The following is a 20,693-nucleotide window of genomic DNA, read 5'->3' as shown; positions in this document are numbered from 1 at the left end:
GCATCCACTCAGCGACTTATCAGTGCGGCGCGGATATTGTCGTAACGTGAGCGAAAAGCGTAAGTCGGGAGCCTCCGTGCCCCGCGCCACCAAATCGAAGTATCAGCCGAGCGCGCCGTCGAGCACGATGACCTACGTCCTCGGCGGTATCGCGGTCCTGGTGATCGCGGGTCTGGTCATCGGCGGCATCTGGTGGAGTGGCCGCGACAAGGGCACTGCGGACCAGTCCGCGCTCGCGTCGAGCTCGACGATGATCGTCGGACCGGAGAACGCGCCGCTGATCGATCTGTTCGAGGATCCGTTGTGTCCGGTCTGCAAGCTCTTCGAGCAGCAGTCGGGGCCGGCGATCACCGCCGCGGTCACCGAGGGCAAGCTGCGTGTGCGCTATCACACGCTCAACTTCCTGAACTCCAGATCGGCGACGGGCGACTACAGCTCGCGGGCCGCGGGTGCCCTCACGTGTGTGGCGCAGGAGCAGAACACCGACCTGTTCCTCCGGTTCCACAGCGCGCTGTTCGGCGCCCAGCCGGCCGAGGACGGCACCGGCAACATCACCAGCCCGGAACTCGCGCGCCTTGCGACGGCGCAGGGTGCGACCCCCGCCACCGCGACGTGCATCACGAACAACGAGAAGGTCGCGCAGGCGGAGGCGAACGCCACGAAGTCGACCGACGAACTGAAGAAGGCCGCCGGCCAGGTGGGCACCCCGAGCGTTCTGCACGAGGGCAAGCCCGTCGAGAACCTGCTCGACGGCACCGGCTGGCTCGACGGAATCCTGGCCGGCAAGTCCTGATCCGGGAGGGACCGGGCCCTCCATCGGGCCCGGTTCCTGCGGATTTGGTCGCCGTCGTGGCAGTGGTGTAACTTTCCTAGTGCCCTCGAACAGGGCGGAACAACAAAATACGGGGCTATGGCGCAGCTGGTAGCGCACCACACTGGCAGTGTGGGGGTCAGGGGTTCGAGTCCCCTTAGCTCCACAAGAAGACACCCTTTCCGATCCGTCGGAAAGGGTGTTTTCATTTCGGAGATCGTTGCTGCCCTGCCGTCGTTCACCGCCTCGATCCCGATGACATGCCAGTTCGCGTTGTCGGTCGGCCGGCCCGGATGGGAACCGGCCCCGGCGTGCCAGGCCACCCCGGCGGCGATCACCCGATACGTGCCGTCGCGTTCGAGGACGAGCTGCGCGAGTGGTTCGAGCGTAGGCCGACGTCGTACCCACCCGGGGTCCGCTGCCTGCGGGTGCGCGACATAAGGTGCCCCTGTGGTCGATTCGGCTGTCATCCGGGTGAGTGCGGTGGTCCTGCGGGACACCACCGGCGCAGTCCTGACCGTGCGCAAGCGCGGCACCGCCCGATTCATGTTTCCCGGGGGCAAGCCCGAGCCCGGTGAGAGTGCGCTGCAGACAGCGATCCGGGAGTGCCGGGAGGAGTTACAGCTCGAGCTCGACCCCGCGCAGCTGGAGCCGCGCGGCGATTACCGTGCTGTCGCCGCCAACGAGGACGGATTCGACGTCGAGGCAGCGGTCTTCGTCTGCTCGGCACCGGTGGACAGGGCGACGTTGAGCCCCGCGGCCGAGATCGCCGAACTGCGCTGGCAGCCGCTGGACGGTTCGGTTTTGCCGCCGGATCTCGCTCCGCTCACCGAATGTGTACTGCCCGAATTGATCTGAGCGATCGGTCCCGAACGCAGAGTCGCCACCTCCGGGTCAGAAGGGCTATCTCTGGCCAGCGCGTCGATTCGGGGTCGCGATCCTGCAACTGCGCCCACGACAGGATAAATCGCACGCGTCAGTGAACGCCTGGACCGGGCGCGTCCGGATCGGCCGGCGGTTCAGCCACGGTCAAGGACAACAGCCCGGGTAGTGCTCGCTGTATGTCCTCCGGGGAGATGGTCGGTAGGCCTTCGTGCCCGTGGATGTAGCCGATACCGGCGTAGACCAAGACGCCGGACAGCAAGCGGGCCTGAACCGTGCTCATCTCGAATTCCCGCAAGATGGCCTCGACTGCCTCGAAGATCTCCGTGTCGATGTTGCGCACCGTTTCGGCGACGGTGTCGTTGCTGCGCGCCCAATTCCGGATGGCACGTTCCACCGTCAGATGATCCCTGCTGACGAGCATCGTCGACAAAGCGATCAGGCGGCCCTCGGGCGGCACCTCGGAGAGCTCGTCCAGGTCGGCGACGCGTCGACGGTTCATCTCCTGCCAGCGCGCCGCCATCGCTTCCCACAAGGCGTCGAGGTCTCTGAAGTGCCAGTAGAAGCTGCCCTTGGTGACGCCCAACGTCGTGCACAACCGCGCGATCGTGACCCCGTGCACACCGCCGGCTTCGGAGGTGACCAGCGAGAATGCGGCGTCCACCCAGTCGGTGGCGCTCAGGCGTGCGCTCCGACGGGACTCGGTCATCGGTGGGGCGATCCTCTCTGGTCGGCGCGGACGATGTTCGCAACCGAGTACACCACGGCGACCAGCGGCGGTGTTGCATTCGTGGGGTCGCTTCGGCCGGGTCGAAAGAACCATACCGATGGTATGGTTCTCTCGTTTCAAGTCCGTTCGGGTTAGGGGATCGCGTGGGGCACAGCATCAATCGTCGGCAGTTTCTCTGGAGGACAACTGCCGCCGCCACCGCGTCGGCCGCGATGGCGGGCCGTCTCGGCGCAGGCTCGTCGAGCGCCGTGCCCGTGCCTGACATCAAGCTGCCGCCCGTCAAATTGCCGACCATCTTCCACTCGCCGGAGATGGCCCCGTACGTCGACGACCTTCGCGTGCCGAGCGCAATCACCTCATCGCCGTCGCAGCCGATCGAGATCATCGCCCGCACCACCAGCAGCCGGTTCCACCGGGATCAGCCGAAGGTGCCGACGATGGCGTACAACGACGAGTCGTACCTGGGGCCGACCATCGAGGCACACGTGGGCGAGCAGACCACCGTCCACTATCGCAGCGAACTCGGCAAGCACATCTTCGCGGCGGACCTCGACACGTCACTGCACGGCGTCGCCGAGCGGTACCGCGACGAGCCGGTCACCTCGATGCATCTCCACGGCGGTGCCACCCCGCCGGAATTCGACGGCAACCCCGAACGGCTGATGCTGCCGCATCACGGCACGGCCTTGTTCGAATTCCCCAATCGTCAAGAGGCCGGGCACCTCTGGTACCACGACCATGCGATGGCGATCACGCGCGCCAACGTCTACGCCGGGCTCGCCGGGATGTACTTTCTGCGCGACGACCACGACACCGGCACGCCCCAGAACCCACTCGGGCTCCCCGCCGGCGAGTACGAGATCCCACTGATCCTGCAGGAGAAGATCTTCCGCCCCGACGGGCATCAGTCACTGCGCTCGACGCCGGTGGTCCCGCAGGGGATGTGGGAGGGAGGCGCGGTCGGCGACCGCGGGCTGGTCAACGGCAAGGTGTGGCCGAAGATGACGGTGGCTCGTGGGCTGTACCGCTTCCGGCTGATCAACGCGGCGTCGTTCTCGGTGTGGAACCTCTTCTTCTCCAACCGCATGCGGTTCTGGGTCATCGGCAACGAGGGCGGCCTGCTCAACGCTCCGGTCGCGACCCGTTCGTTCCAGGCGGCGCCCGGCGAGCGGTTCGATCTTCTGGTCGACTTCGGTTCGCTCGCACCAGGAGAAACCGTCGACCTCTGCAACGACCTCGCGCCGCCATTCCAGGCGGCGATTCTGGGAGAGGTCGCCATGCCGCGGTTCTGCCGGTTCATCGCAGGTGCCGATCGCGGTCACCGACGCGGTGTTCCGACCAGATTGCGCGGCGGCCACGGACAACCCAGACCGGTTCCGCCGATCGCCACGCCGACGCGAGTGCGGCGGGTGAGTGTTTCGCAGCCCTACGCGCTGCGCGTCCCGCCGGCCATCATGTCGCTGAACAATCTGCGCTACTCCGATCCGCAGATCGAGAAGCCGCGCGCCGGTACCACCGAACGATGGGACATCATCAACATCACGCCGGATCCTCACCCGGTGCACCTGCATCTGGTGATGTTCCGTGTACTCGGAAGGCGTCCACTGCGGACCGTCGAGTACCAGGCCGCCCATCCGCAGCCGCCGCTCGGAACCCGTTGGGCACCCGATCCGAGCGATTTCTACGCGGGACCGATGCGCGGCCCGGCGGCCTGGGAGGCGGGCTGGAAGGACACCGTGCACGCCACCGGTGGGCACGTGACGTCGATCGTCGTCCGCTTCCCGACGGCCGACGAACTGGGATTCGACCCCGACGCGATCTTCTCCTCCGATCCGACACAGTCCTGGACACGCCCGTCACTCGGCCAGGAGGCCGACCGGCCGGCACCGTCTGCGCACCACAACCATGCCGGTGCGACGCCTGCGCACGGAATGGTCACCAAGGATCTGCAGGGGTACGTCTGGCACTGCCACATCCTCGACCACGAGGATCACGACATGATGTTGCGTTACCGGGTGGTGCCGTGACATAGGTCGGGTGGAGTTCTTCCGGACTCGTTCGTCTCCTCGGCCGGCGCTTACGACTGAAATACCAAGTGCTGCAGCCTAAACGGATTCGCCCAGATGGAGGGTCGTACGTTCGGCGACGCGGGGTCGACCCGGCGTCGCGCCGTGCCGCCAGATCCAGTCTCCGACGTTGGTGATCCAGGAGACTCCGACTTCAGTCCCGGAATCTGGCCGGAGACGACCCGGACCTCACAGCCGAATCCGCGGCCTGTTCGACCCGCGGGTGGCGTGGTCACATTCTGTCGGAGCCGCGATATCGTGCGATGAACTTCGGCCGATCGGGCCGTTTGCATGGTCGGCGATCAGGCCAGTTGTTACGCTCGGGATTCCGGGGGTCAGCCAAGTCTGCTCGACACCGGGAGCGTCGTCATGGCGGGAATTCGCCGCGAAAAGATCGCTGTCGACATTCGCGATGCCGTCCCGGACTGGGCACCGTATCTCCCCGCACAGGCACCCGAAAACGCCCCGAACGTCCTGATCATCGCCTGGGACGACGTCGGGTACGGCAGCATGGACATCTTCGGGGGCCCGATCGAGACACCCACCATGCGACGCATCGCCGACCGGGGTGTGAAGTACTCGAACTTCCACACCACCGCCCTGTGTTCCCCGACCCGGGCCTCACTGCTGACCGGGCGCAACGCGACGACCAATGGCATGGCGACCATCGCCGAACTGAGCTCCGGGTTCCCGGGCATCAGCACCCACATCCCGTTCGAGAACGGATTCATCTCCGAGGTGCTGGCCGAGCGGGGATGGAACACCTACTGCGTCGGCAAGTGGCATCTCACGCCGGCCGACGAGATGAACATGGCGGCGGTCAAGAGCCGGTGGCCGCTGGGCCGCGGGTTCGAGCGCTTCTACGGCTTCCTCGGCGGCGAGTCGAGCAGCTGGTACCCCGACCTGGTCTACGACAACCATCCGATCGACGCCCCCGCAACCCCGGAGAACGGCTACCATCTGTCGAAAGACCTGGCGGACAAGGCAATCGAATTCATCCGTGACGCCAGGGTCGTCGACCCGGACAAACCGTTCTTCATGTACCTGGCCCCACAGGCCGGGCACGCCCCGCACCATGTCTTCACCGAATGGGCCGACCGGTACAAGGGCAGGTTCGACCAGGGCTACGAGGCAATCCGTGCCGAGATCCTGCAGCGGCAGAAGGATCTCTGGTTGCTACCCGAGGACACCGAGCTCCCCCCGATCAATCCGCACAGGGAACCGGCCGCCACCGGGCCCGACGGACAGCCGTGGCCCCTGCTCGACACGGTCCGCCCCTGGGATTCGCTCACCGCCGACGAGCAACGCCTGTTCATCCGGATGGCCGAGGTGTTCGCCGGCTACATCTCCTATACCGACGACCAGCTCGGCCGGGTGATCGACCTGCTCGAAGCGACCGGCGAGCTCGACAACACCCTCATCGTCGTGGTCTCCGACAACGGTGCCAGCGGTGAAGGGGGGCCGAACGAATCGTTCAACGAATGGCGGTTCTTCAACGGGATCCCCGACACCGCCGAGGACACCCTGCCGCACCTCGACGAGCTCGGCACACCGTTGTCGTACAACCACTACAACACGGGCTGGGCGTGGGCCTTCGACACCCCGTTTCCGTACTGGAAGCGTTGGGCCGGCTACGAGGGTGGCGTCGCCGACATATGCGTGCTCTCGTGGCCGGCGCGGATCGACGCCTCGGCCGAACCGCGCCCGCAGTACGTCCATGCGGTCGATGTCGTCCCGACGATCTACGAGTTGCTCGGCATCACCCCGCCCGAGGTACTGAAGGGATACACCCAGAGTCCGCTGGAAGGCGAGAGCTTCGCGGCCTCGCTCACCGATCCCACCGCACCGGGCAAGGACGTGCAGTTCTACACGATGCTGAGGCAACGCTCGCTCTATCACGACGGGTGGCTCGTCTGCTCCGTGCATCCGCCGCTGTCCGGGTGGGGTCACTTCGACAAAGATGTGTGGGAGCTGTACCACCTGGTGGAGGACCGGGCCCAACTGCACGATCTCGCCGCCGCCGAACCCGAGCGACTGGAAGCCTTGAAGAGCCTGTGGTTCTACTACGCCGGCCGCTACCACGGGCTACCGCTGGACGACCGCAGCATCCTCGAACAGGCGGTCGCCGAACGCCCCCGCCCAGGAAAGACGCGGGACCGCTACGTCTACTACCCGGACTGTGCGGACGTCCCCGAGGCAGCCGGTGTCGTCATCATCGGACGGTCCTACACGATCGCCGCCGGAGTCCACCTGGATTCGGCCGATGCCGGGGGAGTCCTCTACGCCCACGGCGGCCTGGCCGGCGGTCACAGTCTCTACGTGAGGGATCGTCGTCTGCGCTACGCCTTCAACTGGGTCGGCTCGCACCTGCAGACCGTGGTCGCCGACCGGGACATTGGTCCCGGAAACCACGTGTGCACCGCCGAATTCGCCCTCTCCGGGAAGAACACCGATCCGGCGATGCCGGGGTTCGCCGGCACCCTGACCCTCTACGTCGACGATCAGCAGGTGGCGACCGGTGAGATCGTCACCCAACCGGGGCCGTTCTGTGCCGTCGGTGACGGCATCTGCGTCGGGCGTGACAGCGCCTCATCGGTCACACCGGACTACGTGTCCCCGTTCCCGTTCACCGGGGGCACGATCGACAGGGTCGTCGTCGACGTCTCCGGCGAACGCTATGTCGACCACGAGGCGCAGGTGCGCGCCTGGTTCTCGATCGATTGACCGGCGCTGCTCAGCGGCTGCGGACGATGCAGCGGAACCCGATGTGGCAGGTGGAGGTTTCCGCGCTCTCGCCCTGCCTGGCTGCCGGCCGGTAGCGCAAGCAGTAGTTCGGGGCGCAGAGGTGCGAGCCGCCCTTGATGACTCGCCGGGGATGGGCCTCGGCGCCGGGCCCGGACGCGAGCGTGCGCGGATCGGCGGGCATGCAGCATGCCGTGGCCGGGGAGCTCCCACGTCTGTTCGGATCGTGGCGGGCGGCGAAGCGGTCTGTCGTCCATTCCCAGACGTTGCCGGTCACATCCACCAGGCCGTAACCGTTGGGCCGGAAGCTGCCCACCGGGGACGTGCCGACGTACCCGTCCTCCGCGAGGTTCTGCCACGGGAACTCGCCCTGCCAGGTGTTGGCCAGGTACCGCCCCTTCGGGGTGTATTCGTCGCCCCATGCGAACCGGGCCCGATCGAGGCCGCCGCGGGCCGCGAACTCCCACTCGGACTCGGTCGGCAGCTCCTTGCCCGCCCACCGGGCGTAGGCGAGCGCGTCATAGTGGGACACGTGGGTCACCGGATGGCGTTCGCGGCCGCCGACCGTACTTCCCGAACCCTCGGGATGGCGCCAATCCGCACCCGGCACCCACGACCACCACCGGCGATAGTCGTCGAGCGGTACGCGCCGAGCGGGCGGGGTGAACACCAGCGACCCGGGTACCAGCAGTGCCGGGTCGGCATCGGGATACTCGGCCGGATCGGGCGCGACCTCGGCGGTCGTGACGTGACCGGTGGCCTTCACGAAACGCCGGAACTCGGCGACCGTCACCGGATGGGTGTCCATCCAGAACCCGCCGACACCCACCTGGTGGACCGGACGCTCCTCGGGGTAGAACTCCTCCGACCCCATCCAGAACATCCCGCCCGGAATCCAGCTCATGTTCTTCGGTGCGCGGCCGGTCGACGCTGCAGATTGCACACCTCGAGTATCCCGGAACCGGCGCGTTTCGAGTGCGGTCTCGGGACACCGTGCAGGTCTTGCCCTATCGGAATCGGATGCCGGGGCGTCCAGTGCGTGTCCGACCCAGATGGTTTCCCAAAGCGGCCCGCGGGCTCACCCGCGGCGCTTGCGGCCCCAGAGCAGGTAGACAGCCGGCGCGATGCCGGCGGTCGAGCCGAGCGACAGTCCGATGACCCAGGCACGCTTGGGGCCGTTGATCTCGTCGGCCTGCCGTCCGGCGAGGTCTCGTAGTGCCCACACTCGCGTACCGGCATCGACCGCGGCGACCGTCACGATCGCGGCCTTCGCGGTGGGGGACAGCTCTTTCCAGCTCTTCTTCTTGCTCATGGTCGAGAGCGTAGCGGAGCCGACCTACGCTCCCCGCGTGTCACCGCACGTAGCGCAGGAACACGTCGTCACCGTGCGGAACGGCATGTTTGAGCCGGAATCGACGAGGGGCGTCGAGCGGACTGAGCACTGCCGCGGCCGGGTCGGTCACCGGGTTGCCCTCGGCGGTCACCTGGGGCGCCAGGGTCACGCAGAACTCGTCGACGAGGTCGGCTTCGGACAGTTTGTCGAGCAGGCTCGGCCCGCCTTCGCAGTTGATCCGTCGCAGTCCTCGTGCACGGAGTTCGCCGATCGCGGCGGGCAGGTCGATGCCGTCGTCTCCCACGGCGATGATCTCCGCTCGGTCCCGCACCGCGGAGGTGTCCGCCTGCGCGGAGGTGATGACTATCGGTCGATGCTCCGGCGGTACGTCGAGAGACCGTTCGGGCAGTGCGCAGGACAGCGAGACGATCGCCAGTCGCGGGATGTCCGAGCTTCCCGACCCGCGAGTGCGCGAACGCAATTCGGCCAGCTCGGGGGAGAGGGTCGCGGGACCGTACTTTTCGACGCGCGCGGTCGCCGCACCGACGAGCACGACGTCCGACAGGGCGCGGAGCGCGTGGAAAAGGGCACGGTCAGCCGGTGAGGACAACGGGCCGACCCGACCGCGGAAACTCACCGAGCCGTCGATGCTCATCACCATGTTGGTGCGGAGCCCTTCGGGAAAGTCGGCGTAGAGGCGTTCGGCAAACGCCGGCGCGTCGAAGCCCGGACCGTGCTCCTCGTTGGTCGTGTCGCTCATGCGTCGTGTCCGGGCTCGATGTGGCGGGTGTCGGCGAAGCTGACCCAGGAATCGCGCGAAGGGTCGTCGACCAACACCGCGCCGTCGATCGGCTCGACGATGTGCGCGGTGTGGTCGCCGACGTCGATGCGATCGAGAATCCGTGCGGCGAACCACATCTCCGAGTCTTCGAGGATCGGCAGACCATGCGGGCCCGCCGACCATCGGCATCGCTCGAACTTGTCGACCTCATCGCCCGTCTGTCCTCCGAACAGTTCGGCGAGTTCCTGGTGATCGCTCGGTATCAGGTGAACCGCGAGATACTCGGCGGCCGTTGCGACGCCGTGCGTGTGATTGGCCTGGGAGATCCCGATCAGGAAGCGCCGGGGGTCGATGCTCGTCTGGGTCGCGAACCCCACGAGACACCCTGACCGTCGACCGTCGGCGACGGTCGTGATCACGAACACCGGGTAGTCGATGACTTCGACCATCTTGTCGAATGCGTCCGTGCCGGCCACACTCACCTCTTTCTCTCGCGGTACACAGTGCCTTGGCGTCGTACCCGATCGGTGTGAGTCTCAACCGCGTCGGAGCGTCGGGTTACGCGGCGTCCTTGATCTGCTGACGCTGCGCGGTGAACATCTCGGCGAGGCTGCTGGTCACCTCCGAGCTGACCGACGGCGCGCTGTCGCTGAAGGTGTTGTGGGCCACCGAGAACGACACGCCGCGCTCTTCGCCGACCGCCAGGGTGCCCACCATGTGGACCTCGATGTCGGAGATGGTGAACTCGCCGGTCATCCGGAATGCCTTGTAGTCGCCACTGATCGGCAGGTTCTGCTTCTCGAGCTTGATCGCGACCGGCACGGTCTCGCCGTCCTCCTCCAGATTCAGAGTGAAGGATCGGCAGGCGGAGAGGATCTCGTCGAAGTCCTGGTAGCTTCCGTCGGCGGGCTTGGTCACGTCGACGCTGTACTCGTCGAGACCGAAGAAGACCTCTCCCGAGTCGGCGGTTTCGCTGAGCTGGCGTTCGGCGTACTCGGCGGTGGTGTCGGGGCTCTCCACCAGTCGCGCGCACTTCTCGTTGTCGACGCTCGTGCCGTCGTCCTCGTCGGACTGGTCGGTGTCCAGTGTGAATTCGCCGGTGATGTCGGGGAATTCGGCCTCCGGGAGCAGCATGGCGACGGCCGACGCGGTCGGCACCTTGGGCTCGTCGGAACTGTTGTCGCCGCCCAGTGTGAACGCCAGGACGACCGCCACGACGACGATGAGCACGAGCAGGAGTCCGCCGCCGCCGATGAACCACCATTTCTTGCCGCCGCCGGACGACGGGGGAGGAGGCGGTTGCTGACCGTACGGTTGTTGACCATAGGGCTGCTGCCCGAACGGTGGTTGCTGCCCATAGGGCTGTTGCCCGTACGGCTGTTGGCCATGGGGCTGTTGCCCGTACGGCTGTTGGCCATGGGGTTGCTGCTGCGGGTAGGGCTGCTGGCCATACGGCTGCTGCTGTCCATGGGGTTGCTGACCGTACGGCTGCTGACCGGGCGCGGGTTGTCCACCCTGCGGGCCGAGCCGGGTGGGCTCATTCGGGTCGTAGGGACTGCCCACGATTGGCTCCTTTTCTCAGCGGAACGCGACCCATGACTCTGTGCGGTCGTCGACTCGGGGAGAGTACCGCGCACACTCAAGGCTCACGGTGGTGTCCGAGAAACCCGGATCGCGAGGGATGGCCGATTTGTCTTCGCAGGTCATCGATGGTTTCGAGAGTGGGGGAACGGGCGGGATTCGGACGGCTTCCACGGCGTGACGAACGCCGTATTTCATGCGGTCGAATGAGGATTTCGAGGGGTGCTCATCGGCGGTCGTGACGACGTGGCGATCCACGACGGTTCGATGGCGAACGACCCCGACCGTCCGCTGGTCCCCGGCTCGTCCTCGAACTTAAGGACACGAGGGTCACTTCTAGGCATGGGATCCGTGAACCGCCGGACTTCGCGTGGGTGGCTGCGTTCCACTCGGTATGCGGTGGTGGGTACCCGGCTCGGCGCTGCCGTGCCCGTGATCGACGAGCCGGGCAGAGGAGAACGGTCTCATGGCAAGTACTCCGCGCCGGTTGCTGGCCGAGTTGTTCGGCACCTTCTGGTTGGTCTTCGGCGGTTGTGGCAGCGCGATCTTCGCGGCCAAATACGTCGCGAGCGCCGGCGACGACAGAGACACCCTGATCCAGTTGGGCATCGGGTTGCTCGGCGTCGCGGTGGCGTTCGGTCTGACGGTCGTCACGATGGCCTACGCGGTCGGGCACGTCTCGGGCGCGCACTTCAACCCGGCGATCACGCTCGGTGCGGTCATCGGCGGTCGCCTGCCGGTCAAGGATCTACCGGGCTACTGGATCGTGCAGGTCGTCGGCGGGCTCCTCGCCGGCACCCTGCTCTATGCCATCGCCAACGGCAAGCCGGGGTTCGAGGCGACCGGCAACATGGCGGCCAACGGTTACGGCGACCATTCACCGAACAACTACAGTCTCGTCGCGGTGCTGATCGCCGAGGCGGTCCTCACCGCGTTCTTCCTGCTCGTGGTGCTCGGTGCCACCGACGGCCGGGCGCCCGCTGGATTCGGTCCGCTGGCCATCGGTCTGACGCTGACGGTGATCCACCTGGTCTCGATCCCGATCAGCAACACGTCGGTGAATCCGGCGCGTTCGACGGCGGTCGCGTTCTTCAACGGCAACGGGGCACCCGGTCAGTTGTGGTTGTTCTGGGTCGCGCCGCTGCTGGGCGGCCTCATCGGCGGCATCCTGTATCCGCTGATGTTCGGCAATGGGAAATTCGCTCTGGGCCGGGCGTCCGACGACGGACCGGCCGCCGAGCCGACCCGGAGCTGACCGCCCACGGCCGGGGCCACCGGTGGTGCGACCATTGACCGATGACCGCAACTCTCGTCGCCAAGGACGTCGCGGGCGGATACGCCCACCGCGTCCTGTTCGATCACCTCGACCTCACCGTCGCGCCCGGCGATGTGGTCGGGGTGGTCGGAGCGAACGGAGCAGGCAAGACGACGCTACTGCGCGTCCTCGCCGGTGACCTCGCACCCTTGGCCGGAACGGTGACCCGTGCACCGGCCGACGCGTTCGTCGGCTGGTTGCCACAGGAGCACGAGCGGATCCCCGGGGAGACGGTTCGTGAGTACGTCGGGCGTCGTACCGGATGCACGGCTGCCACGCGGGCGATGGACGCCGCCGCCGCGGCTCTCGCGGACGACTCCGCTCCGGCCGGTGCCGACGATCCCGCCGATGTCTATGCGACGGCCCTCGACCACTGGCTCACCACCGGTGCCGCAGACCTCGACGAACGTCTGCCGGCAGTCCTCGCCGACCTGGGCCTCGCCACCGATGTCATCGACCCGGACACCACCCCGATGACCGCGCTGTCGGGTGGCCAGGCGGCGCGCGTCGGCCTCGCGGCGCTGCTGTGCTCCCGCTTCGACATCGTGCTGCTCGACGAACCGACCAATGACCTCGACCTCGACGGCATCGCCCGCCTGGAGGATGTCGTCGCCGGTCTCCGCGGCGGCGTCGTGCTCGTCAGTCATGACCGAGAGTTTCTGGCGCGCACTGTGACCCGGGTCCTCGAGCTCGACCTCGCCCAGCACACGAACACGGTGTACGGCGGCGGTTACGAGAGTTACCTCGAGGAACGCGAAGTGGCGCGTCGGCACAAACGCGAGGAGTACGAGGAGTTCGCCGCCAAGAAGGCCGACCTGGTGGCGCGGGCGCGCACGCAACGAGAATGGTCGAGCCAAGGTGTGCGCAACGCGATGCGCAAGGCACCTGACAACGACAAGATCCGACGCCGTGCCGCCACCGAGTCCAGCGAGAAACAGGCGCAGAAGGTCCGGCAGATGGAAAGTCGGATCGCACGCCTGGACGAGGTCGCCGAACCGCGCAAGGAATGGGTCCTGGAGTTCACGATCGGCTCGGCACCCCGATCGAGCTCTGTCGTCTCGACCCTCAACAACGCCGTTGTGCGCCAAGGTGATTTCGAGATGGGGCCGGTCTCGATCCAGGTGAACGCGGGTGAGCGCATCGGCATCACCGGGCCCAACGGCGCCGGGAAGTCGACGCTGCTCCGGCTGCTCCTCGGCCACCTCGAACCCGATTCGGGTTCCGCGCAGCTCGGCGCCAATGTAGCGATCGGTGAGATCGACCAGGCGCGAGGGCAATTCACCGGTACGACACCGCTCGCCGACCGCTTCGCCGAACTCGTGCCCGACCTCACCATGGCCGACGTCCGGACACTGCTCGCCAAGTTCGGCTTGCGCGCCGACCACGTCGACCGGGCGGTCGGCGAACTGTCACCGGGCGAGCGCACCCGCGCTGGGCTGGCGCTGCTGCAGGCCCGTGGTGTCAACGTCCTGGTGCTCGACGAGCCGACCAACCATCTCGACCTCCCGGCGATCGAACAACTCGAATCGGCCCTCGACTCCTATGACGGCGCACTGCTTCTGGTCACGCACGACCGGCGCATGCTCGCGAATGTGCGCGTCGACCGGCACTGGCACGTCGAGGATGGTCAGGTCACCGAGCTCTGACCGGTCGACGTCAGTCCGACTGCCAGATTCCAGTCGACGTCTGGCGGTCGAAGTGAGGTCTGCCGGTCGCGGGTGCCGGCGTGCTGTCGGGAGCGACTTCCGGAGTAGGGGTTGACATACAACCAATCGGTTGTACTTTGTAGGTGTGGCCGGAACCACTGGCACATCGCCAGACGACGAGGACAGGGCCGACGCCCTGTTCCACGCGCTGTCCGATCGCACCCGCCGCGACATCATGCGACGTGTGCTCGCCGGTGAACACTCGGTCTCGGTACTCGCCGCGAAATACGACATGAGCTTCGCGGCGGTACAGAAGCACGTCGCCGTGCTGGAAAAGGCGGGCCTGCTGACCAAACGACGTCAGGGGCGCGAACAACTGGCCAGTGGCGATGTCGCCGCGGTGCGTTCGGTGGCGTCGATGCTCACCGAACTCGAACAGGTGTGGCGTGGCCGTATCGCGCGCATCGACGATCTGCTCACGCTCGAAACACCACCAGCTACAACACCATCGGAGGAATGACCAATGCCCGTCATCGATGTGACCCCGGACCTCGACGCCCGCACGATCACCATCAACGCCGAATTCGCCGCCCCCATCGAACGCGTCTGGCAGATCTATGCCGATCCGCGTCAGCTGGAGAAGATCTGGGGTCCGCCCACCTACCCCGCGACCGTCGTCGACCACGAACTCAAGCCGGGCGGGAAGGTCACCTACTACATGACCAGTCCCGATGGCGAGAAGTTCGGCGGCTATTGGAAAGTCGAGACGGTCGACGAGCCGCGCGGATTCACCTTCCTCGACGGATTCGCCGACGCGGACCTCAACCCGCTCACCGATATGCCCGAGTCCCGCAATGCATACACGTTCGCCGAGAAGGATGACAAGACACTCGCCACATACATCAGCACCTACGACTCCGCCGAAGCACTTCAGAAGGTGCTCGACATGGGCGTCGTCGAAGGTGCCTCCAGCGCGATCAATCAGATCGACGACTTCCTGAAGGTCTGACCTCGATACGGCCTCGGCTTGCGCCTCGGCCTACTCGGCCGGCGGTGGGACGCCTCGGCTTGCGCCTCGGCCTACTCGGCCGGCGGTGGGACGCCTCGGCTTGCGCCTCGGCCTACTCGGCCGGCGGTGGGACGCGTCGGCTTGCGCCTCGGCCTACTCGGCCGGCGGGGTAACGGGTCAGATGTTGGAGTTCAGCGCTGGGAACCCTTCGGGCAGTTCGGCGGCCGGCGCGTCGCTGAACTGTCCGGCGTCCAGGTCCAGGCCGTGTGTGTAAGCAGCCATCGAGATCGATCCGGCCGCATGTCCGTCGACCAGCAGATCCAGTGGCGACTCCTGCGCCAGTCCCGCGACGTAGAGCAGCGGCAGGTAGTGATCGGGTGTCGGCACGGAATTCTCGAAGTCGGGATGGCCGTCGAGGCTCAGGACGTGAGAGGGGTTGTCCTGCAGCACTTCGCGCGCGGCGTCGTCGAACCGGTGGGCCCAGTCGTATCCGCTGTCGGCCTTGCTGAAATCGACGGCCCGCAGGTTGTGGACGATGTTGCCGCTGCCGATGATGAGCACGCCCTGCTCGCGTAACGGCGCCAGCTTACGGCCGAGTTCGTAGTGGTGCTCGAAGTCCTTGAAGGCGTTGAGGGACAACTGCAGAACCGGGATCGACGCGTCCGGGAACGTGTGCACCAGGACCGACCAGGTGCCGTGGTCGATGCCCCAGCTGTCCAGGTCGAGGCCGCACCACGTGGGTTTGACCACGTCGGAGACCATCTCGGCGACGTCCGGGGCGCCGGGTGCGGGGTACTCCACGTCGAACAGGTCCTGCGGGAATCCGTAGAAGTCGTGGATGGTGCGCGGACGCGGCATGGCCGTCACTGCTGTCGCGTTGGTGTACCAATGCGCGGAGATCACCAGGATCGCCCGCGGCTTCGGAACCGCCTGCCCCAACGCCCGCCACGCCTCGGTGTACCGGTTGCGTTCGAGTGCGTTCATCGGGTTGCCGTGTCCGATGAACGCTGTGGGCATCGTCGGTTGGGCAGTGGTCATGATGGCCGCCTCGGGTCGCGCGGGTCGGGTCACCGACGACGGTACGCCGCCGGCCGCCGGACAGCTTCGCAACACGAAGTACCGCCATTTGTGTGCCGAAACCGCCGAGTTCGGACTCGCGACGACGGCCGATGCCAGAAGCTGACTGTATGGCAAAGCGCTGGTCGGTGGTCGTGGCACTACTATTGGTCGTCGTGCTCGCGGCGTGCGGGTCGTCCGGTTCGTCCTCGGAGTCGCCCACCTCGGCAACCTCCGCAGACCCGGGGAAAGCCGCGGCGATCGAGCGGATCGTCGAAGACCTGATGGCGTCGAAGCACCTCAAGGCAGTGATCGTCCGCGTGACACAGGACGGCGACGAGGTGATCACCAAGGCGTTCGGCGAATCCCAGACCGGTATCCCGGCCACCCCCGACATGAACTTCCGCAACGGTGCCGTCGCGATCGCCTACGTCGCCGCGGTCCTCCTGCAGCTCGTCGACGAGGGCAAGGTGTCCCTCGACGACACCATCGGCAGGTGGGTTCCGGAGATCCCACACGCCGACGAGGTGACCCTCGGTCAGTTGGCGACCATGACCTCCGGATACCAGGATTACGTTCTCGGCAACGAAGCCTTCGAGAGGACTGAACTCAACAATCCCTTCAAGGCGTGGACGATCGACGAGATGCTGTCCTACGCAATCGACAAGCCGTTGCTGTACAAGCCCGGCACCAACTGGAACTATGCCCACACCAACTACGTGATCCTCGGTCTGGCGCTGCAGAAGATCACCGGCAAGCCCGTCGAAGATCTGCTCCGCGAGAGGATCTCGGAGCCGCTGGGTCTGACGAACACCGTGTCGAACCTGACCGCGACGATTCCCGAGCCGGCCCTGCACGCGTACTCCTCCGAACGGCGCGGAATCCTGAATCTTTCGCCGGATACGCCCTTCTACGAGGAGACCACCGGCTGGAACCCGTCGTGGAGCATCACCCACGGTGCCATCCAGACGTCGAACATCTACGACGTCGAGGCCACCGGGCGCAAGCTCTTCGCCGGCGAGACGCTCTCGAAGGAGGGCTACGAGACGATGACCTCGACCCGCCTCCGCGGGATCGCCCGGCCGTTGTCCGGATGCGCGACGTGCCGGGAGATGAACGAGCGCTACACCTATGGGATGGGGGTGGTCCTCGCCGGGGAATGGATCGTCCAGAATCCGCTGTTCAACGGCTACGCCGCCGTGGTCGGATACCTGCCGGAGGAGAAGATCTCCATCGCCGTCGCGGTGACCTACGAATCGGAGGCGTTCGGCCCCGACGGTTCCTACGACAACGGTGGCAACCCGATCTTCTCGCAGATCGGGGCGCTGATGGCGCCCGATCACGCACCGCCGATCCCGCGGGACTGACTACCTCGCGTGACGGACGTGGCGGCATGCCACGATGTTTCGCATGATTCTCGCCGAGTCCGCGTCCACGGACACCTCAGTGATCGTGTCGCTGTTCTGGATCGTGCTCATCGCCGCGGTGTCGCCGCTGTTGTCGAGGCTGTCCCGCGGCTACGTTCCCGACGCCGTGCTGCTGCTGGTGTTCGGGATCGTGATCGGCCCGCACGCGCTGGACTGGGCCGACCGCACGGGCATCGACATGCTCAGCCAGCTCGGCCTGGGCATGCTGTTCCTCCTGGCCGGTTACGAACTCGACCCGAAGCTGTTGGGCGGCAGGCCTGGTCGAGTCGCGCAGCTGTCCTGGTTGGTGAGTCTCCTCATCGCCTGGGGTTCGGTGGCCCTGGTCGCCACGGTTCTCGCGCTGGGTCTGAGTGAGGCCGGCTTCACCGCCCACATCGCGATCGCGATCACCCTCACCTCGACCGCGCTCGGCACCCTGCTGCCCATCCTCAAACAAGCCGGCCTCGACGGCACCCGCCTGGGGCGTGCGGTCATGGCGCACGGGGCGGTCGGCGAGCTCGGCCCGGTGCTCGCGATGTCGCTGCTGCTCACCAGCCGGAGTTTCGGCGGTGCGGTGATCGTACTGGTGCTCTTCGTGCTGGCTGCTCTGCTGATCGCGGCTGCCCCGCAGCACATCCTCGCGCGCATCCCCGGCATCGGGACGGCGATCGGTGAGATGGCCGGCGGAACGGTGCAGTTGCCGGTGCGCGTGGTGGTGCTGCTGCTCGTGTCACTCATGACGGTGGCCGCGGTGTTCGACCTCGACGTCGTGCTGGGCGCCTTCGCGGCCGGATTGATCCTGCGCCGGCTCATCGGACCCGAACACCCGCATGTCGGTAGGTCGTTGGAGGTCATCGGGTTCGGAGTCCTGATCCCGATCTTCTTCGTCACCTCGGGTATGAACATCGACGTGTCCGCGGTCGCGTCCAAGCCCGGGACGTGGGTCGTGCTGGTGCTGGCCATCGCGATCGCCCGCGGCGGTCCCGTCTGGTTCAGCGCCCGTTTCCTCGACGACGGGCACTTCCTGAGACACCCGCGCGAGCGTGGTCAGCTGGCGCTGTTCGCCGTGACCGGATTGCCGATCATCGTGGCCGTCACCGAGGTCGCGGTGTCCTCGGAACTGATCTCCGCCGCGCTCGCCTCCACACTGGTGGCCGCCGGCGCGACGACGGTCCTGCTGTTCCCGCTGGCCGCCAGGCTCATCGGGAGATCCACTCCAGCAACCGATCCGACGACCACGTCGTGACGATCCGGTCCGGGTCGATGTCGTGCTCCACGGCACGACGCGCACCCAGGACCTTGAACTCGAGCTGGCCGGGCGCGTGCGCGTCGGAATCGATCGCGAACAGACAGCCGGCTTCGAGGGCGATCTCGATCAGCTCGTCGGGCGGATCCACGCGTTCGGGTCGTGAGTTGATCTCCACGATCGTGTCGTTCGCGGCGCACGCCTCGAAGACCGCGCGAGCGTCGAAGGTCGACGGCGGTCGGTGGCCGCGTCCGCTGAGCACCCGGCGGCCGGTGCAGTGCCCCAGGACATGGACGCGAGGGTCGGACACGGCGTTGACGAGCCGGGTCGTCATCGCGTCGTGGTCCATCCGCAGGTGTGAGTGGACGGAGGCGGTCACGGTGTCGAGGCGTTCGATCATCTCGTCCGACTGATCGAGCGCGCCGTCGTCGAGGATGTCGATCTCGATTCCCCGGAGAAGTCGAAAACCATTGCCGTGCAAGCTGTTCCACTCGTCGATGGCTTCGATCTGGGAGGCCAGTCGTTCGGCACTCAACCCGTTGGCGACCGTCAGGCGCGGCGAGTGGTCGGTGATCGCCAGCCAATCGTGGCCCAGGGCCCGTGCTGCAGAGGCCATCTCGGTGATGGGGGCGCCGCCGTCGCTCCACTCGGTGTGTGCGTGGAGGTCCCCGACGACGGCGGTGACCAGATCGTCGGCGCCCTCCGGCGGGAACGGCGGATCCTCGTCCTGAAGCCGGGCGAGATAGTCGGGGACCCGGCCGTCGACGGCCTGTCCGATGACTGGTCTTCCCGATGCCCTTCACCGTGGTGAGGGATCGGCCCGATGCCCGGTCGCGCAGGTCGTCGGCGGAGAGTCGTGCCGCGGCCTGGGCGGCTCGTCGGAACGCCTCCACCCGGTACGTGCTCTCTCGTCGCTGTTCGAGAAGCCAGGAGATGCGGGTCAGCGCCTCTACCGGGTCGACCGGAGGGGTCAGCGGTTCGAGCGGCTTCACACGTGCACCGGGTCGGAGACGAGTACCGCCCGGCGCAGAAGATGCAGCCGGGCGGCCGATCGGGTCGCCGAGGAATTCCTCACGCGTGACCGGTCAGTGTGCGGCCTCGAAGGCCTCGATGATGCTCTGCGGGATGCGGCCGCGGTCGCTGAGTTCGTAGCCCTCGCGGATGGCCCACTCGCGGATCGCCTTGGTGGTCTCCTTGTTGCGTCCGCCGCCGGCAGCGGCGGTGGAGGCCGTCGCGCGCTTGGTGACCCGGCCGGTCTGACGCGAAATGTCGAGGTATTTCGCGAGCGAATCACGGAATTGCTGAGCGTGCTTCGATGAAGTGTCGAACTCGTAATTCTTACCGTCGAGTGACCACCGAACAGTTTCGTACTGATCCAAAACCTTGCCGTCGAGATCGTCGATGACCTGAACGATTTCCTTCTTCGCCATGAAACGCTTTCCCCTCGATTTGTGTCATGCGACCAAGACGGTCGTGGGAGGTCTATTAAACCTTATCCACCCGGTTTGATCTTTTCATCGGTACACAGCTTAGACCCAAACTATGAGTAGCCGCTGAGAACCCCCCCGCTTAGACCATAAAGTATCGAAAGGCCTCAGGGAAGCCGGGACGCCAGATTATTAGGGATTAGGCGCAATACTGCTGTTCGATGATCGCGTTCGGTGTGTCTCGGTCCGAGTTGTCGTCCGTGATGTCCGAGTTGTGGGCGTGATGGTCGTCGCACTCCGAGCGGATTCGCCCGTTTCTTCAGGGGAGAGTGCCACCAGATCTTCGGGTGCGCGATCGGCTGCGTAGATGGTTCGGTAACCACCGTCGGTCACCGAGAATCCGGATTTCGAACGCGATTCGAGACAGAACATGCCAATCGTCTCGATGAGGCAAGAGAATCGCGAAATGGAAATTGTGTGCCCGAAGTCGACTATTGAAGAGCGATAGAGAACCGGATAGCGATTGGCGCACGCACCATGTTGCGGACCGTCCGAACTGAGGATTGCGTAATCGGGCGCCCAGTCGCAGGATGCCGACGCCGTGGACGGAGCCTCGCGCCGCCTCGAAGGTCCGGAGTCGGCCCCGTCGTTGATACGGCAGA

18 protein-coding genes, 1 tRNA gene and 2 pseudogenes are annotated in these 20,693 nt (G+C 66.3%); 11 read left to right on the top strand and 10 right to left on the bottom strand.

Annotated features, from left to right (window positions below; genetic code table 11):
• The first annotated feature begins 46 nt into the window (after window positions 1-46).
• Both GAA2_RS17070 and GAA2_RS17065 read left to right on the top strand, forming a co-directional pair.
• Entirely contained in the window at window positions 47-793 is a 747-nt protein-coding gene (locus GAA2_RS17070; RefSeq protein WP_006435885.1) for a DsbA family protein, read from the top strand.
• Window positions 794-904: 111 nt separating this feature from the next.
• Window positions 905-977 (top strand) — tRNA-Ala (locus GAA2_RS17065).
• Window positions 978-1,068: 91 nt separating this feature from the next.
• Here GAA2_RS17065 and GAA2_RS17060 read toward each other — a convergent pair.
• Window positions 1,069-1,281 (bottom strand): annotated as a pseudogene (locus GAA2_RS17060) (hypothetical protein); the annotation flags it as partial.
• Here GAA2_RS17060 and GAA2_RS17055 point away from each other — a divergent pair.
• Window positions 1,262-1,669, top strand: a complete 408-nt coding sequence (locus tag GAA2_RS17055) for an NUDIX hydrolase (RefSeq protein WP_191834477.1) — start codon at window positions 1,262-1,264, stop codon at window positions 1,667-1,669. The pseudogene GAA2_RS17060 and the gene GAA2_RS17055 sit on opposite strands and share 20 nt — an antisense overlap.
• A 118-nt stretch (window positions 1,670-1,787) precedes the next feature.
• On the opposite strand, the gene GAA2_RS17050 is transcribed toward GAA2_RS17055, so the two are convergent.
• Window positions 1,788-2,402: a TetR/AcrR family transcriptional regulator gene (locus GAA2_RS17050; RefSeq protein WP_191834476.1), complete on the bottom strand. Its 615-nt coding sequence runs from the start codon at window positions 2,400-2,402 to the stop codon at window positions 1,788-1,790.
• Window positions 2,403-2,635: 233 nt separating this feature from the next.
• Here GAA2_RS17050 and GAA2_RS17045 point away from each other — a divergent pair, with 233 nt between their 5' ends.
• Together GAA2_RS17045 and GAA2_RS17040 are read left to right on the top strand one after the other, a co-directional pair.
• On the top strand, window positions 2,636-4,450 hold the full coding sequence (locus tag GAA2_RS17045; RefSeq protein ID WP_407043647.1) for a multicopper oxidase family protein: 1,815 nt from the start codon (window positions 2,636-2,638) through the stop codon (window positions 4,448-4,450).
• Window positions 4,451-4,858: 408 nt separating this feature from the next.
• Complete coding sequence (locus GAA2_RS17040; protein ID WP_191834475.1) at window positions 4,859-7,213, top strand: arylsulfatase; 2,355 nt, start codon at window positions 4,859-4,861, stop codon at window positions 7,211-7,213.
• Between the two features lie 10 nt (window positions 7,214-7,223).
• Here GAA2_RS17040 and GAA2_RS17035 read toward each other — a convergent pair whose 3' ends face one another.
• The 5 genes from GAA2_RS17035 to GAA2_RS17015 form a co-directional block, all read right to left on the bottom strand.
• The gene (locus GAA2_RS17035) at window positions 7,224-8,135 is read right to left on the bottom strand and encodes a formylglycine-generating enzyme family protein (protein ID WP_191835017.1); all 912 of its coding nucleotides are present in this window, start codon (window positions 8,133-8,135) and stop codon (window positions 7,224-7,226) included.
• 174 nt (window positions 8,136-8,309) lie between these two features.
• Window positions 8,310-8,543: a hypothetical protein gene (locus GAA2_RS17030; protein ID WP_024498229.1), complete on the bottom strand. Its 234-nt coding sequence runs from the start codon at window positions 8,541-8,543 to the stop codon at window positions 8,310-8,312.
• Between the two features lie 40 nt (window positions 8,544-8,583).
• A complete protein-coding gene (locus tag GAA2_RS17025) occupies window positions 8,584-9,324 on the bottom strand; it encodes a pyrimidine reductase family protein (protein WP_191834474.1) in 741 nt (246 codons plus the stop codon).
• Entirely contained in the window at window positions 9,321-9,794 is a 474-nt protein-coding gene (locus tag GAA2_RS17020; RefSeq protein ID WP_394854771.1) for a flavin reductase family protein, read from the bottom strand. Before GAA2_RS17020 ends, GAA2_RS17025 begins: the two co-directional genes overlap by 4 nt.
• Before the next feature lie 109 nt (window positions 9,795-9,903).
• Window positions 9,904-10,908 carry a hypothetical protein gene (locus GAA2_RS17015; protein WP_024498233.1) on the bottom strand — a complete coding sequence of 335 codons (1,005 nt, stop codon included), beginning with the start codon at window positions 10,906-10,908 and terminating at the stop codon, window positions 9,904-9,906.
• A 484-nt stretch (window positions 10,909-11,392) separates the two neighbouring features.
• Here GAA2_RS17015 and aqpZ point away from each other — a divergent pair, with 484 nt between their 5' ends.
• From aqpZ to GAA2_RS16995, 4 genes are all read left to right on the top strand, one after another.
• Window positions 11,393-12,181 carry an aquaporin Z gene (aqpZ, locus tag GAA2_RS17010; protein ID WP_024498235.1) on the top strand — a complete coding sequence of 263 codons (789 nt, stop codon included), beginning with the start codon at window positions 11,393-11,395 and terminating at the stop codon, window positions 12,179-12,181.
• Between the two features lie 41 nt (window positions 12,182-12,222).
• Window positions 12,223-13,887 (top strand): ABC-F family ATP-binding cassette domain-containing protein, encoded by a 1,665-nt coding sequence (locus GAA2_RS17005; protein WP_024498236.1) that lies wholly within the window; start codon window positions 12,223-12,225, stop codon window positions 13,885-13,887.
• 145 nt (window positions 13,888-14,032) lie between these two features.
• On the top strand, window positions 14,033-14,407 hold the full coding sequence (locus GAA2_RS17000) for an ArsR/SmtB family transcription factor (protein ID WP_024498237.1): 375 nt from the start codon (window positions 14,033-14,035) through the stop codon (window positions 14,405-14,407).
• 3 nt (window positions 14,408-14,410) lie between these two features.
• On the top strand, window positions 14,411-14,896 hold the full coding sequence (locus tag GAA2_RS16995) for an SRPBCC domain-containing protein (RefSeq protein ID WP_024498238.1): 486 nt from the start codon (window positions 14,411-14,413) through the stop codon (window positions 14,894-14,896).
• Between the two features lie 177 nt (window positions 14,897-15,073).
• Here the strand turns inward: GAA2_RS16995 and ygiD are convergent, their stop codons facing one another.
• Window positions 15,074-15,934: a 4,5-DOPA dioxygenase extradiol gene (gene ygiD, locus GAA2_RS16990; RefSeq protein WP_024498239.1), complete on the bottom strand. Its 861-nt coding sequence runs from the start codon at window positions 15,932-15,934 to the stop codon at window positions 15,074-15,076.
• Window positions 15,935-16,083: 149 nt separating this feature from the next.
• Here ygiD and GAA2_RS16985 point away from each other — a divergent pair, with 149 nt between their 5' ends.
• A complete protein-coding gene (locus tag GAA2_RS16985) occupies window positions 16,084-17,319 on the top strand; it encodes a serine hydrolase domain-containing protein (RefSeq protein WP_191834473.1) in 1,236 nt (411 codons plus the stop codon).
• Between the two features lie 43 nt (window positions 17,320-17,362).
• Window positions 17,363-18,604, top strand: a complete 1,242-nt coding sequence (locus GAA2_RS16980; protein WP_006435904.1) for a cation:proton antiporter — start codon at window positions 17,363-17,365, stop codon at window positions 18,602-18,604.
• Here the strand turns inward: GAA2_RS16980 and GAA2_RS16975 are convergent.
• Together GAA2_RS16975 and GAA2_RS16970 are read right to left on the bottom strand one after the other, a co-directional pair.
• Window positions 18,558-19,596 (bottom strand): annotated as a pseudogene (locus GAA2_RS16975) (PHP domain-containing protein). The gene GAA2_RS16980 and the pseudogene GAA2_RS16975 overlap by 47 nt on opposite strands.
• 93 nt (window positions 19,597-19,689) lie before the next feature.
• On the bottom strand, window positions 19,690-20,034 hold the full coding sequence (locus GAA2_RS16970) for a histone-like nucleoid-structuring protein Lsr2 (protein WP_096274344.1): 345 nt from the start codon (window positions 20,032-20,034) through the stop codon (window positions 19,690-19,692).
• Between the last annotated feature and the right edge of the window lie 659 nt (window positions 20,035-20,693).

Origin of the sequence: Gordonia ajococcus, from assembly GCF_012974285.1 — a bacterium.
Taxonomy (GTDB): Bacteria; Actinomycetota; Actinomycetes; order Mycobacteriales; family Mycobacteriaceae; genus Gordonia; species Gordonia amicalis.
Note: the sequence above shows the minus strand (reverse complement) of the source record. Positions and strands in the feature narration are given on the sequence as shown.